We start from the raw sequence: 14,050 nt of genomic DNA, 5'->3' as shown, positions 1-14,050 counted from the left end.
TTATGCCAAAACCGCCATAAATGGCGCAAGCGTTAGCCCCTTTCAATTCAATAGTCTCATTCTTCACGGTGGCTTTCAGTCCATGGGGGAGTTTACAGCCGACAATAATTTTTCCCATAATCATATCCCCAACATTTGAGCAAAAAGCATGGGTTGTGTGATCACCGTGCCATACGTACTGGCCGCCACTTTCTGCGACCAGCTTGAGTGTTGCTGAAGAAGCGGAAATGCCCGATATTTTTGCGAATTCGCCACATAGCAAACAGGCTGTCCCTGATAGCTGCGCACGAACATCTGTATTAACTCACCGGCATCGGTACTCAATTGTGGAGCCGTTTCAATGCGTAGATTGGGGAACGCTTTTTTGATCAAGTCCTCAAGCGAGGTGGCCATGATTTCATTAGACGATTTGAGATACACAGAGGCTTTGTTTGACAATACCAGCGTCAGGGAGGAAGCCATATCGACACCGTCACCGACCACCCCATTCGTTCGTCCTACCAGGTCACTGTAGAGTGCCAAAATATCGTTGTAACGCTGCTGGATGGATTTATCTTCCCATTTCGTTTTACCACTCACCTTGGTTGGTGTGATCGGCGTGGGAAGCTGAGGGTTATTTAATGCGCCGTAGTTAACGCCTTCAACCCCAAAAAAGGCAAACCGGTTGTAATCCTGGTTAATCGTGTTGGCGGCCGCCATCTGTTTTTCAGCAGCATAGTTGATCATCGCCAGTCCCATGCGCGCCGATTCTAAATCGCCATAGGTGATCATCGTCTGAAAACGATATTGGCGGATGGGTTCAAATTGCAGGTTAACCTGGTTTGCCCCGTTTTCGTTATAATCGCCATAGGAGGAGATATGACCACTGTATTCAGCGCGGGGAATTTCCCAGAAATCGTGTTGCCACAATCCGATTGTGCGCTCGCCGTAAATTTCCGTGGCACGGGTTGGGGCAAATACCGTTCTGATAACGTTCGGATCGATACCCCCCGCGACGATGGCAGGAATACCACCATTGGTCAAAGTGGAGGGTAACGGCTGGGCATCATTGGCCAGATACAAACGATTGACTGAAGCAGGTAACGTCACCCCCCCTTCTTTAGCCCGTTTCATGAGTGCGTGGAATCATTGTGTGTTAATTGCGCCATCGTATTAGCTCCAGCTTGACATGATAAAAATTTCACCCACCGCGGCGGCGGTCATCACTTTAAAAGGGGTTTCGATAAATCCGTCTTTCGTCGTCCCTGCGTTAGCCGTTTCAATCGTGCCATCCGCCAGTTTCGCATAAACTTTTTGGCCGATAGTGGTTGCCGTTGCTGACTTGGCCCAAAAGTCGCCCGTTTTGTAGACGGAGACCTGTTGTCCCTGCGGGATGGTCATACTGTTTTTTTCATCCCAGTTCACAAGGGCGGTTCGCTCATTGCGGACAAATCCCAGGATTTCGCCGGTACCGCTGTTGTTGACCAGGCTAGGTTTACTGTCATCACGCCAGGCGAAACGGGCCATCACGGTACCGGTAGAGCCGGCACGGAAACAGCCGCCTAATGGTGGCACCACCGCAAAAGCATCATTACAGGAGGCAAAATCACCTTCCCGACCCGGTGCCTGATAAAGCGCTACATTGTTCTGAAAGGCCATCATTTTGCTCCTAAAAACTGGTCAACACGGGACACTGCACTTGAGTCAAAGGCGACTTGAGGTTTACCTTGATTGCCTGTGTTTTTGAGCATCTCCACCATTTTCGGGAGCGCTGAGGGATGAACCCCTTTTGTGTCGATACCATTTTGACTGAGGGTTAATCGGTAGACTTGTTCGGCAGAGTCACAGGCCACTTCACCAATCAGCGGTGAACACAAACGTTCTGCCGCACGAAGCGCTGCAAATTCACGCCGAATTTTGTTCTCTGCCTGTTGGATCAGGATAGCCGCATCGTTAGCGGTTTTTTTATCCTCATCATTATCGTCATTCGTCCTTTTTTCTTTATCCTCCTCGCTTTCGTTATCCTGTTTATCATCCGACGGATCTTCTTTTGTCTCCTCGTCATTCGCTTTTGAGGTCAGTCCATTGATATACTCTGCCACCGTATGAATATCTTCGTCACTGGCATTTGGCAGGCGCTCTTTCAGTCCTGCGATCATTTCATCATCGGTTTTCTTTTCGTCTGCCATTTTTTTTAAATCCTCTGGTTTTGCGTCGTTGACTAGAACATCTGGCCCCGTCCTGCCATCAGGAACAATCGCCAGGTGGTAGGCGTGAATATTGCGCATCACGCCATCATAGGCCTCTCCATCAACGCTGCCCTGCGTCATATCCGGTACGTAGCTGTAGGAGGGCGATAATTCGCGCTGGATATCGGTTTCAATACCCGCTTTTGCTGCTTCATCCCAAATAGAAATCGAAGCGATGAGATAGGGAAATTCAAAACGGATATCATTCATCACGGCACCCACCGCGAGATCGGTGATGGGTTTCGTATTGTTCTCGGCAGGATGCCCCATCAGAACGGGGATACCGTTAAACGTCGGCATGGCTTTTTCCAGCTCTTGCGGGGGGCGATAAAGCTGATATATTTTTCTGGATTCCAGACCCAACTTTTCATAGCCAGGTATTTCAACGCCGTAATAACCGCTAATGTTCGCTTTGCTTATCCGGTTATCACGGACATACATTTTGCCAAATTTGTCCACTTCCCGCGCAGATTTGGCATCCATCGCGAGACCGTCTTTTGTCACTTGCACGTTGTCAATCCTCGAAAGTGGGTAAAACCGGTTCCCAAATACACCCACAATTGATTTTTTCACCTGGCAGGATGTATTCACCGCTAATCAGGCAGCCTTTACGGAGCGAAAATTTCTTGCCCGTGGCTTTTACATGATCAGGCCTTGGGTGTTGCCCTGCGCCGGTATGTCGCCAAATCCCCTCAGTTATCCCCAGCGCATGCTGTCTCACTGCCGCCAAGGCAGAATTCGCTTTTCGGTTCTGGTCACGGGCAATCAATTCCGCCCTTCTGGCAGTTACGCCAAACTGTTGTCCCAATGTTTTTTTAAGCTGAGCTAAATCACCTCCCCGCGAAACAGACTGGAGAACCACGGATTCAACGTTAGTGAAATAGCGTTGGGGGATGGATTTAATTAATGACACGTTCTCCGCCACAATCGCTGTCACCGCATTGTGCATGTCGCGCGTCATTTTGAAATCAATCGCAAACCCCTTATCGACCAGCTGCTTTTTAAGGGGCACATCCACATTACCGGCTGCTCGGTTAACGAAGGTTTTTGCCAGATCGTCGGATAAGGCAGTGAATTTCTTTACCCAGCGGGCAGAAAGCGCGCGGAGCGTATTCCTTATCATTGAGGCGGGCTGGCGTCGTAAGCAAGAGAATTTTTGAAAAGGAAGTTAAAATTTTGGCGGTGACGTTTTTATGCATCCTGGTAATCTGGCGACGTAATTCACGCTGATACCAAAGCTGTATCCCTGCATTGGGGAGTGAAGGTTTAAGTGTTTTCTCCTTCTTTTTCGTCTGTTTCATCTTCGTTTTCCTGCCCGTTCATGAAAGCAAAACCACTCTTCGGATTATTGATAAGCCATTGAGCGACATCCATCGTCGAAATACATGAACTCGTTGCTAAATTAGCCAGCATTGAAGCGTTATTGAGATTTATCTCCGACATTTCCTTCTCGGTTAGCTCATCGAGTGGGTTAAAGGTGAACGTAATTTCGGGTAATAGCTGCCCAAATTCCGCTATAAACAGGTAATCCAGCATTTGCTGTATCATGGGGCGAATATTGCGTTCCTGAATACCGGAGATGGTTTCGTGCCAGACATCGATTTCACCCTGCCCGTTTGCATTCAGTCCCGCGGGCGCATTGCCAAGCAGCTTAATCACCGGCATCCGTGAGGGAATACACAGTTGTTCCTGATAGTTTGAGGCGATTTTCTCAAGATCCGTCATCGGTGTATTGATCTGAAAAAACTCTTCCTCCGTATCTAGCGCCAGTACCCGCGATTGTTTCGGTAGTTGGTCATGATATCGATGCGGCGTTTGAATTCGCCTGGATTTTCCATCCGTTTTTCCATATCAGTTTTTAGACCCGCCAGCGTAAAAGCCTTGACAATTTTGGGTATCTCATCGCGGATAGTTTCCCACGCCTTGACATAAGGCTCCATTAGCTGGATCAGTGATAAGCCCCCAAAGTTATAGGCAGGTTTCAGTATCTGTGATACCGGACGCGTCACTAGGTCAATAAATCGGGAGGCGTGGATGGTCTGCCCCATAACAAACCACGATGAAGGCTGATAAAAATCCGGCTCCCACGGTCTGAGCGTGTTATACATCGCCGGATACATCCAAATAGGCTCAATAATACGAAAACCGCGAAATTTATCGCCCACTTTTGCTCTGTCTTTAAAGAGCGGATTGCGCATTTCATTCTCATCGGCGCCCATGTCAATATAGATATGCGCTATGCCGAACAGACAATCATGCAAAACGGCCTGATGGATCATATCCTGAAGGCGATATTTCACGATTACCCCTTCCACCTCATTAACGAGGTCCTCATCATCGGATGAGGATTTTACGGTTAACCAATTGCGCGTAACCTCGTCAGCAAAAATCGCGGCAACATTGGCGTACTCGGATTGCTGCGCTTTCATGGCCAACATCGGGTATCCCTGAAACCCACCATACAAACAATCACTCCCGAATGCATTCAGGGTTTCATACGGGGTGGCATCATTCGCCAGCGCGTCCGCTCTCTTTGCTTCGGGTATCACGCCTGCGGGAGGGGCATAGGGTTTGAATTCGTAGACTGGCTGCTCACTGACCGGATACATATCGATATCAGAGATGGAAAATAGCTTTTTCCTTTCAGGCTTAACGTCCTTTTTCCTGTTTCTTTTGTTCATTAGAAAAATGCCTCGTCGGGAATGTGAAACGGTTTAGGAACGGGGGAAAAAGCCATAATTAATGAATCGGCCATGTTGGGTGAAGCGATGCCCCGTTTTTTCATGTCTTTTTTGCTCTCGACTTTCACCCGTCCATTGTTGTCGTAATCCACCCGAGGACGGGATAATTCAGCTTTCAGTACGTCAAGTTCTTTTATGCCTGAACTGAGACTGATTAACAGGCCATCGGTAAATTGATTGATGAAACGTTTGTCATCCGGATATTTTTCCAAATGCATGATACACCGCCAGGTATTAAAAAAACGGTCTCGGACGCCCCACCAGGCTTGCGCCTTAATATTCGCGAACATATCTTTATTGGTTTTTCCCGCCACATATTTTGCGTCAGGTTTAAAGACAGCCCCACCCGCGTTGAATCCGGTTGCGGTGATATGACATGTCCGTCGTAGATGCGCTTTCACCCCTGCCCCTACCCCGATGGAGTCATAGATGATTTCATCGGCATGGACTTCCTCAGCATAGTTTTTGACTCGGTTTGCTGAGCTGATCACGTCGCCTTTACTCCACTGCTGGCAATCCGTGACAACCGATCCGTGTACAAACGTGAGGGCGTTGCTGTCATCGCCCTCATCTGCAACGTCAAAACCGAGTCGTTTAGCCCCCGTTGTCAAAAACCCCAGTTTGATATGGGCATCAATGGCCGCCTGTACCCATTCGGCGGGAATTAAGATACCTTCAACAGACGCCTGATAGTTCAAATCCAGTTCCTGCGCCACAATGACCGGATTATCGATTTTCAGGCACTCTTTTTCGTACCATTGTTCATCTTTACGGGGGTCATTGCGCCAGTGAAAGGTAAACACCGGAATACGTCCACTGTGGCGTTTTTGGGCAAAAGGATTGTCCATCCCATTAACCGAACTTAAGTCAATGCGGCAGCGGGTAGTTTGCGATAGGGCAGCATCAATCAATAGCGGACGAGGCAAAAAGGCGGCTTCGTCGACGAAATAGAGTGTCGTCCGGTCACCCCGTCCAATATTGTCCCCCGCTTCACCCTTGATAATGGCGCCGGTGTTTGGAAAATTGACCCGCATATAAGGCGCGTGTTTTTTCGCTACCCAGCCTCCCCGAAACTCTTGCGGTAAAGTTTCAATAAACTTACGGGCTTTCCAGAACAACGCTTTCGGGTCACCGGTGCTGTCAACATACTCTTCTTTGCGGGAGCCAAAGCCAATTACCATCTCTTTATTAAAGAGACATAAAGCGCATGCGAGTGCAATTGACGTCCAGCTTAAGCCCATTTCGCGGCTTTTTTCGGTAATACCGTTTTCACGTCCTTTCCAGCGTGTCATTATCCAGTCAATCCATGCTTCCTGTTTCGGGAACAGCAAAAAAGGAATAGTCACCGGTAACCCGTAATCGACATTTCGTGGGTCTGTCGTCATGCCCCAGTCAATAATAAACTGCGCGGGATTATCCTTATAAAATCGGGTTAATCGTTTAAAACTTTCCGGCTGCTGGCGTAACCGTTGTAGACGCTCATCGCGCCACTCAAATACCTTAAAATAATCTGGTTTTTTAAAGTCAAAAGGAAAAGGTAACGGCATAGGAATTTGTCCGGAAAAAAGCGACTCAAAAAAATATTTTGCACATAAACGTGTACATAAAAATACAAAAAATGGGGTTAAACTCATATAATCAATTGATATTAAATAAATATTTAAATTTAATATCATTTATAACATAAATAAGTAAGCGATTTTAACCCTTTACCCCATCAGTTTTTGGTACGCTTCTGCGGCCTCTTCTAAAGTCATTTCTCGAGTAATTGCATTTTGCGGTAGTATATCTTCTGGTATAGGGCTACCTTGCAATTGCTTAATTTCCAGTAATAAGGTAGTTGGTATAGGAATGCCTTCTATCTCTAAAAATTGCGCGGCCTCTAGTGAAGTGATTTCGGCTGATTTTTTTCGCTCGAGTATCGATCTTAAGTATTCTTTTTGTTGATGCTTTTCATCGTTAAAGAAGACTTCATTGATCCCCATCTTTTTGTAAACGGCAATATCATTGTGACTAGGCAATACTTCTTCTATCGTTGTCGTTTCGCCGTCTGCCGTGGTTTTAATAATTTTGCGTTTTCGGATTTTGGTGTTTTGCCTTGCTGTTTCTGCTAGCTCTTTTTTCAAAATGTCGGCCGCATGATGAAAAGCATGATCAAATTCGTAATAATCCTTTCGCCAATTTCTAATCGTTTTTTCATCCACATGCAGCCATTTTGCAATGAAATGATTTGATACTTTGCCTTTCACCAAAGACAGGTTGATCACGTCATCAATATACGCTTTTTTATATTTAGCTTTCCCTGACATGACAACCTCTTTTTAACCTTTGTGCAACATTCGTAAAATTAGCCATTTTGGGTGCGGACTTATTTTGCGGAAGTATGCGAAAAAAATCCCTCTTCATGCGTTGTTATTATTAGGTTTTCCAATTTTTCAAAATGCGGAAGTATGACTGCGGAATTATGCGTTTTTGGCTATTCTGTAATTTTTTACCTGAATCCCTTTGATGTAAAGCAATTAAGGTTTTAACCCCATTTACCTTAATGATTAAAAAATGAACGCAAATGTTAAAAATTTAACTCAAAAATTGACCCTGAAAATCGACCGTAAATATTTGAGGTGGTCTCAATGTTTTTATGACCCAGCATTTTAGAAATAACATGAATATCATTCCGTTTTTTGATAAGACGTACCGCTGCAAAATGCCGTAAGTTATGAAATTTCCCAATCCTGAATTTTTCCAGTAATTCCTTAACAATTCCTGTCGTACTGTAATTTAACGACAGTCTTTTCACTGATTGACTGACAATTAATGGTTCATGTAACCCAAACTTGTTTTTATCCAATAGCGACAATAACCCTTTTGGCATCGGTAACAATCGCTGAACGTCAGCTTTTAAGCCTTCAATAACACCGTTTCGTGTTACATGTTTTGAGATATTCAAATATTCCCCTTGAATATCGCTATAATCCAATGCCAATATTTCGCTTATCCGAAGCCCAATCACCGATGCCAAGATGAAGGCAATCTTTTCTCTGACGGGCGCTTCTTCAATCATCCTATCCACATTCTCAAACGCCGGAATGAAAATAGGCTTTTCCCCTTTTCTTTTCAATTTTGGAATTGGACTGACACCAACATTTCGCATTGCTTTCAGCAGCAAATAGGCAGAATGCAGATGTTTAAGCGTATTTTCCGGTAAACCGTTAAATTCACTCGGGCGAATATTCAACGCCATTTTTGCTTGCAACGTTTCGTCAATCGAAAACAAGGCATGTTTAATCGTATCGAGCGAACTTTGCCGTAAATGCCCCGTTTCACACTGAAAGACCTTTTTCCCCACATAAAACTGAATCAACTTGCGAAGATGCCAATCTCGGCATTGCTCTTTTTCTTTTGCCATCATCGCCAAAAATCGCTCAGATTCGCTCAGAAAAAGAAAATGGCAAGCAGCTTCCCGCGTTTTAAAGCTTTTATGAAATCGTCCTGCTGGATTTTCGTAATGCACACGAAAACCCTCGCTATCATGGCGAGTTTTGACTTGTTTAATTGAACTCATTTGCGATTATCGCTTTGTTGTTAACCTGGCCACAATTTTTGCTTGATTAAGACAATCTTCTATCATCTTGCCTCTTCTACTAGCTGGCTGTTTGCGATAATAGCGGATGGCTTCACGGGTGGCTAAGCTGGCGACAGAGGTAGAAAAGCCCAGCTTGATTAACTCGGCCTTAACATTGGCTTCGATGAATTGCTCAGGAGTCATCCTTCTAACCTCATGCTTCCACCAATTAAATCAAGGGGGATTTGAGATAACTCCATTACTGTTTTTTCAGCTTTTTTAAGAATGGGTAAATCATCTTGACGCTTACGTAATCGACGACCAGCATCCGAAGAGTCTTTATCAGACTCTTTTCTGGCTGTAGCAACAATATTTTGTAATTGCTCAATAGTAAAAGCTAATCCTTTATTTTCTTCCAACTCCGTCATGTAGTCATAGATTTTAGCCTGTAACTCATAGCTGTAACTCATTGCCATTAGACAGGCTTCACGTTTTGGAAATCGGTAAATTTTTCGAATAGACTGGGCACCGTTTCCAGTGGTGAAAATATCATCAGCTAAAAATTTAGCAGATGTTTCTCCAAGAACTTTGGGTACTTTTGCCATAAAATTATTGTGCTGTAACTTGCGATATTTTTTGCAAGGAAACGTTAATCTCTCTGCTTCCGCTTTTGATTTCCGCTCCGCATTAATATAGTCCACCATTTCCAGACTGGTCATTGTTGGCATTTCTGTTACTAAAAAATTGTCATTTTTAGTTGTTACTAATTTCATCGTACTTTTCCTTATAGAAAATCGAACCTGCGCGCACAGAACAGCCGCCCACAGAAAAGCACCATTTTAAACGGCGTTCTTCAGGCTCGACTTTCTATAAGGTTCTGTGTTTTATTGATGCGCGTGCGTGGCGCTGAGATTGTTAAGATTTGAACGTGCCAATGACCGATTCAGTGACACTGTGTTTTGATGTACTGCTGTAGATATTCCGTCTGCTTTTCGTTCTCAGCTATCATCGCTCTGAGACGGAAATAATCTTCTCGAGCTGCCTTACTAAGTTGTGGGGTGGCTTCATTATGTCGGCTCTGGGTGGTAGCGGTTTTGGGTATTGGACACACGGCATTGACGTGCAACTGCTTAGTGCCAGCACGAACAGCATCATTGAGCTTAGCAATTTCAGCTTTGGCATTATTTAATTTCTCCGTGTGTTGAATATCGAGTTGGTGCAAAGAATCAATCTTTTGCTGCTGTAATTTCACGGCTTCAATTTGTGCGCGATATTGCTGTTTTAATGTTTGGTAGTTTTGCCTGATGGTTTGATAACGGGAGTTGATAAAAATAAGTGAGAGAATTAACCCTGCAATAATCACTCCGATAAATGAGTAAGGTCGCCATAACATATTACGCTCTCAATTTCCCGACGGGTAATTAGCCCTTTCCAGACTTCGCCTTTCACATAAACCCACCGCTTCATCTCATCACATGCCCCTTTTCGGTCATTGTTGTTGAGCTTTTTGAGCAAGGTCGATTTGGCAAAATTACCCACGCCCACGTTATAAGCAAATGAGTAAAGGGCTGCCTGTGTTAGCGTGTTGATATTGACCTTAATCAACGGGTCAACATAACGTTTAACGGCTTTTAAATCGTCATTAAGCCACTTATCGCAGTCTTCTTGCGTGTACATCCGGTTACGCACAATATCCTTGCCTGTATGACCATAACAAACAGAGAGTACACCACCTCCATCGAAGTAAGGTTTAAATTTTAATCCTTCAAAATGCGTTATCATCGTTGAGGCTAAAAACAACGCACTACCGCCCGTTGCCATCAATATTTTTTTCGGTATCTTCATACTGACGTTCCTTGAGTCTGTACTCCTTTTTGCGGTAGTACACGTTGATAAAAAATGTCCCTATCGTGCAGACAATACCCATCACAGCTACCCACTGCTCAAGGGTAAAAAAATCAAAAATCGTTGTCATGACTCCCCCGAGGGTGGTCATGATGCCCCACAGATAGGCGGCAGGTGTTGAGTATTTTTCAGACATGCGCATATACCCTCGTTGTTGAGGGTTCCATTGCTTTGAATTGATTGGATTTGAGTAGTGAAACTCAGTGATTTAAAACTTTTTTTCGTTATTGAATTTTACGGCGGTAGCTTGACCAATTGAAATTTAACCAAAGCCCATTGCTCATCATCATTCTATCGATGACTCTATCGCCCAAAAATTGCCGAATTTGTTCACTGTTCAAGTTCGTGAGCATGCCAAGCGGTTTTTTGTGTGAAGTCCGCTTATCAACCATCTGATTTACAATAATCTTCGTATTCTCGCTATGCTGATACTGAATACCGATTTCGTCCAAGATCAACAAATCAACTTTGCAAAGTTCATCTAGCAATTGTTGTTCTGTCAATGTCGTATTTTTTTCGTAGGTTGCTCGAAAACGCATCATCAAATCCGCAATGGTAATACACAATACGGATCGCCCTTTGCTCATGAGATAATGCCCTATCGCTGCTGCAAGATGATTTTTGCCTGTTCCGCATCCACCGCTAAAAACAAATCCGCCAAATCCCACTCCAAAATTCTTTGCAAAGGCGACGGATTGGTTCAACGCATTTTTCTGACCGGCGTTGAAAACGCGATAATTTTCAAATCGGCAATGTGCATGCAACGGGGCGATACCCGAGCGCCCAAACAAGTTTTCTATCCGGCGTTGCTTGCGAAAAATAGCGTCTTGCAAACTGGCTTCTTCGGATATTTTTTGCATTCTTGCCAAATGTTCTTCCCAGCTACAGGCAATTGGCTTGATATTGGGCGGCATGATTTTTTGCAATCGTTGAATAATATTCATAGTTTTTTCGCAAAAAACAGATTAACCGTTAATCACCACAAAACCTTCGGGATTACTTGGGCGTGTTGTGATCTCGTTGATGAGACTATTTCGCTGATATTTTTTTTGCTCAATCCACGAAACCTCAAAGCCTTGCCAGTTTCTAAGCATGCATTCAGCCAGCACGTTATCGGTGGAATATCCTAGTTCATTGGCTTCGTTGACTGCTGTCGCCAGTCGGTTCAGGGCGGTTTGTGTCAGTGGCGCTTTTTTGTTTTTGCGGTGTTGAAGATAATCATCCCAAACTGATTCACTGGGTTTCTGCTCAAACAGGGACAAATTCAGTTCAGATTTTTTCGTGATGATCTTAGTTTTGGGTAGCGAAATACCTCCCGCAACTACCAAAACACCATCTTGCAGATAGTCTTCTGCTGTGGAAGATTTCCGCAGTAAGATTATCCCTGATTTCAGACAGGCTAGTTTAGCGAAAGATTTTTCTCTGGGAGAGCTTGCGTCGATTTCAATGCCACATTGGTTGCCGTGCTTGTCACTCACCAGCAAATCAACTCTGCCAGAACGACAATCACCCCGTTCCTGTACTCGAAACTCCCTGTTGCACTCGAAACCAAGTCCGATAATTTTTTGCTCAACGGCTCGATGTAGCTCATCGGCAGACTTGTCGACAAACTCCTGAAATTCACCACGCAGCGAATCCGCCAAAATTAGCTTCAAGTCAAAATTTTGAGAAGGAAGGGTTAGGGATGGTTTATATATTTCTGTAATCTTTGTAGTAATCTCTTGATCAAACGAACTCGATAATGTCGATTCCCCGAACTCGACAATGTCTACTTCGGGAGCTCCATTTTCTCCATCTCGCGAAACTCCCTTTTTTGAGTTGGCGAAATTATCCAGAATTTCATTAAGCTTACCTTCATCAATTTTGTAATATGTTTTATGTTCAAGCCGTTTTTCTGTAACGAGTAAAACTCCAATTGCGACTAATTTTTTTATTGCTGTTCGTTGTTCGTCATGTGTCAATCCGGTTTCTTCTTCAAGATCATCTCGAGTTTTGTAAACTCCTAATTCAGAATTAGCTTTGTCCTGCCAGTAAAATATTTGGGAAAAAAGAATTGCTGCGGTTAATCCACCAAGCGGTTTGGCTAAATTTGGATAATACGCATGTGGATTACCTATCAATCGTAATGTAGCGGCACTTTTCACTCAATCACTCCCGTTATTGAATTTTTGAGAACGATTTCATATAAAAATGAGAAAATCATCATATGAAAAAACGTGTGATTTCCCTGGGGGGGTTAAAGTAGATTTGAAGAAAAATAATTTTTAATTATAAAAATAGGCGTCAATGCGCGCTCTTTGTTCGATGATTTTTTGTTTTTGTTGTTTTTTGCGGTAATTCATAAACAGATTGGCATAAACCACAATCTGTCGTTGAAAATTCTGTAATTGCTGGCGTGGATTTTCGTGTCGCCAAAACGCTTTTTTGAGTTCTTGATTAAATTCACGTTCAGCGTCTTTCTTGGCAAGAAATTCAATTTTCCTGATTTCTCGCCTGATTTTTGCATTACTCTTACTTTCTTTAAAAATAATTTCTTGGGGCATTTTCCCTCCTGAGCGCTATATTTTGATGTTTCTGAATTTCAGATGATAACAACCCCCGTAAAAACGAAGAGTTAAATACGATTTCCACAAATCGAATGAATGTGGATAACCGTGTTATTGAATAAAAAACACCAAAACAGAACACACAAAAACGGCATTCTGTCCTCTGCGACTCGCAGAGAGGAAAACCCCAAATTGTATAAAGAGCAAATGCTGTGCAAAAGACAGCTAAAAATAGATTTTACAATTGTAAGTCTAAAATTAAATTTGTCAAATAGTTGATCAAATTCAATAACTTAAATAAAAAATAAACTGATCAAAATCAATAAGTTACGATTAAAAATAATCGTATTTTTAAGGTTGGATGATTGAATTTTTCAGCGATAATTTAGCAATTTTTTGTTGCGTATATTTTTGCTCCTGCTTTCGCCTATCAAACTTCCATTTCCACCTTCAACATCAAAGTGGTAAATCAGCCCTTTTTCGGTGAATTCTTCGCTTTTCAATTTCACGATTTTCAAGATTTCGTCGTTGTGAAAAACGGACATACCTGCTTGTAACCGCCGAAAGGTTTTCTGTATTTGTTAGCTTGAATCATGATAAATTCCCCTTGTTTTCGAGCGAAAAGAACTAGAAATATCAGAACAATTCTTATTGTTTATAAAAAAGGGAATATGCTCCGTTGTTGCTACATATTCCCTTTGGGTGTTTACTTGATTTCCAACTCGTGTCTGGAAATCAGAAAAATAAAAAAACAAATATAGTTATTATTGTAGTTCCCTAGTGTTGGCCAACTGGCCTATGAAATCTGTTTGCAAAAGCCCATTTTCTCGGGGTTTTTCATTATAAAAATCCGGTTATTTTTATTTGTAATATCTAAAACGTACTCGTACATCAGCATTCCCTCATCCAAACAAGAGAAACAAAAATCTAGGCGCCAGATTTGGAATTGAGATCGGGTGGCAGACTGAATGGGGTTAGTACTACCGGACAAAGTGAACGGCGAGCCTTTCGGCTCCCCCATCCAGCCCAACCATAGAAAATGGCGTAGGAAGTGTGCCGGCCATAATA

General features: G+C 43.4%; 16 protein-coding genes and 2 pseudogenes. All 18 read right to left on the bottom strand.

The annotated features are described in order from the left end of the window. Nucleotides 1-120: 120 nt before the first annotated feature. A complete protein-coding gene (locus AYJ55_RS23875) occupies nucleotides 121-1,089 on the bottom strand; it encodes a major capsid family protein (RefSeq protein ID WP_245677562.1) in 969 nt (322 codons plus the stop codon). Between the two features lie 63 nt (nucleotides 1,090-1,152). Further along, entirely contained in the window at nucleotides 1,153-1,641 is a 489-nt protein-coding gene (locus tag AYJ55_RS23870; RefSeq protein WP_162505799.1) for a structural cement protein Gp24, read from the bottom strand. Further along, on the bottom strand, nucleotides 1,638-2,711 hold the full coding sequence (locus tag AYJ55_RS23865) for a DUF2213 domain-containing protein (RefSeq protein ID WP_063653484.1): 1,074 nt from the start codon (nucleotides 2,709-2,711) through the stop codon (nucleotides 1,638-1,640). Before AYJ55_RS23865 ends, AYJ55_RS23870 begins: the two co-directional genes overlap by 4 nt. 31 nt (nucleotides 2,712-2,742) lie before the next feature. Beyond that, a complete protein-coding gene (locus tag AYJ55_RS23860) occupies nucleotides 2,743-3,246 on the bottom strand; it encodes a phage head morphogenesis protein (protein ID WP_245677534.1) in 504 nt (167 codons plus the stop codon). A 16-nt stretch (nucleotides 3,247-3,262) separates the two neighbouring features. Continuing rightward, nucleotides 3,263-3,529, bottom strand: a complete 267-nt coding sequence (locus AYJ55_RS31350; RefSeq protein WP_187153375.1) for a hypothetical protein — start codon at nucleotides 3,527-3,529, stop codon at nucleotides 3,263-3,265. After that, nucleotides 3,495-4,657, bottom strand: a pseudogene (locus tag AYJ55_RS34195) (phage portal protein). The gene AYJ55_RS31350 and the pseudogene AYJ55_RS34195 overlap by 35 nt, the downstream one beginning before the upstream one ends. Before the next feature lie 251 nt (nucleotides 4,658-4,908). Then, nucleotides 4,909-6,516, bottom strand: a complete 1,608-nt coding sequence (locus AYJ55_RS23845) for a terminase large subunit (RefSeq protein WP_063657829.1) — start codon at nucleotides 6,514-6,516, stop codon at nucleotides 4,909-4,911. A 162-nt stretch (nucleotides 6,517-6,678) separates the two neighbouring features. Continuing rightward, a complete protein-coding gene (locus AYJ55_RS23840; protein ID WP_063657649.1) occupies nucleotides 6,679-7,278 on the bottom strand; it encodes a hypothetical protein in 600 nt (199 codons plus the stop codon). 260 nt (nucleotides 7,279-7,538) lie between these two features. Then, nucleotides 7,539-8,531: a tyrosine-type recombinase/integrase gene (locus AYJ55_RS23835; RefSeq protein ID WP_063657707.1), complete on the bottom strand. Its 993-nt coding sequence runs from the start codon at nucleotides 8,529-8,531 to the stop codon at nucleotides 7,539-7,541. Nucleotides 8,532-8,537: 6 nt separating this feature from the next. After that, nucleotides 8,538-8,735 carry a hypothetical protein gene (locus tag AYJ55_RS23830; protein ID WP_063657645.1) on the bottom strand — a complete coding sequence of 66 codons (198 nt, stop codon included), beginning with the start codon at nucleotides 8,733-8,735 and terminating at the stop codon, nucleotides 8,538-8,540. Next, a complete protein-coding gene (locus AYJ55_RS23825) occupies nucleotides 8,732-9,304 on the bottom strand; it encodes a hypothetical protein (protein ID WP_063657676.1) in 573 nt (190 codons plus the stop codon). The genes AYJ55_RS23830 and AYJ55_RS23825 overlap by 4 nt, the downstream gene beginning before the upstream one ends. Before the next feature lie 170 nt (nucleotides 9,305-9,474). Beyond that, nucleotides 9,475-9,924, bottom strand: coding sequence for a lysis protein (locus AYJ55_RS23820; RefSeq protein ID WP_063657600.1), 450 nt, complete (start codon nucleotides 9,922-9,924; stop codon nucleotides 9,475-9,477). Then, nucleotides 9,891-10,376 carry a lysozyme gene (locus AYJ55_RS23815; RefSeq protein ID WP_063657599.1) on the bottom strand — a complete coding sequence of 162 codons (486 nt, stop codon included), beginning with the start codon at nucleotides 10,374-10,376 and terminating at the stop codon, nucleotides 9,891-9,893. The genes AYJ55_RS23820 and AYJ55_RS23815 overlap by 34 nt, the downstream gene beginning before the upstream one ends. Then, complete coding sequence (locus AYJ55_RS23810; protein ID WP_245677456.1) at nucleotides 10,336-10,572, bottom strand: phage holin family protein; 237 nt, start codon at nucleotides 10,570-10,572, stop codon at nucleotides 10,336-10,338. The genes AYJ55_RS23815 and AYJ55_RS23810 overlap by 41 nt, the downstream gene beginning before the upstream one ends. An 88-nt stretch (nucleotides 10,573-10,660) precedes the next feature. Further along, nucleotides 10,661-11,296, bottom strand: a complete 636-nt coding sequence (locus AYJ55_RS23805) for an ATP-binding protein (RefSeq protein WP_162505763.1) — start codon at nucleotides 11,294-11,296, stop codon at nucleotides 10,661-10,663. A gap of 105 nt (nucleotides 11,297-11,401) precedes the next feature. Further along, nucleotides 11,402-12,556, bottom strand: coding sequence for a hypothetical protein (locus AYJ55_RS23800; protein WP_187153333.1), 1,155 nt, complete (start codon nucleotides 12,554-12,556; stop codon nucleotides 11,402-11,404). A 144-nt stretch (nucleotides 12,557-12,700) separates the two neighbouring features. Next, the gene (locus AYJ55_RS23795; protein ID WP_063657620.1) at nucleotides 12,701-12,979 is read right to left on the bottom strand and encodes a hypothetical protein; all 279 of its coding nucleotides are present in this window, start codon (nucleotides 12,977-12,979) and stop codon (nucleotides 12,701-12,703) included. Nucleotides 12,980-13,778: 799 nt separating this feature from the next. Beyond that, a pseudogene (locus tag AYJ55_RS32290) lies at nucleotides 13,779-14,050 on the bottom strand (hypothetical protein); the annotation flags it as partial.

It is taken from the genome of Candidatus Arsenophonus triatominarum (genome assembly GCF_001640365.1).
Classification (GTDB): Bacteria; Pseudomonadota; Gammaproteobacteria; order Enterobacterales; family Enterobacteriaceae; genus Arsenophonus; species Arsenophonus triatominarum.
This window is presented reverse-complemented; position numbering and strand designations above follow the sequence as displayed.

What these genes read in the sequence shown, in the direction of transcription:
- AYJ55_RS23820 (WP_063657600.1), bottom strand. Translation starts at nt 9,924, where the DNA reads ATGTTATGGCGACCTTACTCATTTATCGGAGTGATTATTGCAGGGTTA.
- AYJ55_RS23870 (WP_162505799.1), bottom strand. Translation starts at nt 1,641, where the DNA reads ATGATGGCCTTTCAGAACAATGTAGCGCTTTATCAGGCACCGGGTCGG.
- AYJ55_RS23830 (WP_063657645.1), bottom strand. Translation starts at nt 8,735, where the DNA reads ATGACTCCTGAGCAATTCATCGAAGCCAATGTTAAGGCCGAGTTAATC.
- AYJ55_RS23815 (WP_063657599.1), bottom strand. Translation starts at nt 10,376, where the DNA reads ATGAAGATACCGAAAAAAATATTGATGGCAACGGGCGGTAGTGCGTTG.
- AYJ55_RS23795 (WP_063657620.1), bottom strand. Translation starts at nt 12,979, where the DNA reads ATGCCCCAAGAAATTATTTTTAAAGAAAGTAAGAGTAATGCAAAAATC.
- AYJ55_RS31350 (WP_187153375.1), bottom strand. Translation starts at nt 3,529, where the DNA reads ATGAAACAGACGAAAAAGAAGGAGAAAACACTTAAACCTTCACTCCCC.
- AYJ55_RS23805 (WP_162505763.1), bottom strand. Translation starts at nt 11,296, where the DNA reads ATGCAAAAAATATCCGAAGAAGCCAGTTTGCAAGACGCTATTTTTCGC.
- AYJ55_RS23835 (WP_063657707.1), bottom strand. Translation starts at nt 8,531, where the DNA reads ATGAGTTCAATTAAACAAGTCAAAACTCGCCATGATAGCGAGGGTTTT.
- AYJ55_RS23840 (WP_063657649.1), bottom strand. Translation starts at nt 7,278, where the DNA reads ATGTCAGGGAAAGCTAAATATAAAAAAGCGTATATTGATGACGTGATC.
- AYJ55_RS23810 (WP_245677456.1), bottom strand. Translation starts at nt 10,572, where the DNA reads ATGTCTGAAAAATACTCAACACCTGCCGCCTATCTGTGGGGCATCATG.
- AYJ55_RS23825 (WP_063657676.1), bottom strand. Translation starts at nt 9,304, where the DNA reads ATGAAATTAGTAACAACTAAAAATGACAATTTTTTAGTAACAGAAATG.
- AYJ55_RS23865 (WP_063653484.1), bottom strand. Translation starts at nt 2,711, where the DNA reads ATGGATGCCAAATCTGCGCGGGAAGTGGACAAATTTGGCAAAATGTAT.
- AYJ55_RS23845 (WP_063657829.1), bottom strand. Translation starts at nt 6,516, where the DNA reads ATGCCGTTACCTTTTCCTTTTGACTTTAAAAAACCAGATTATTTTAAG.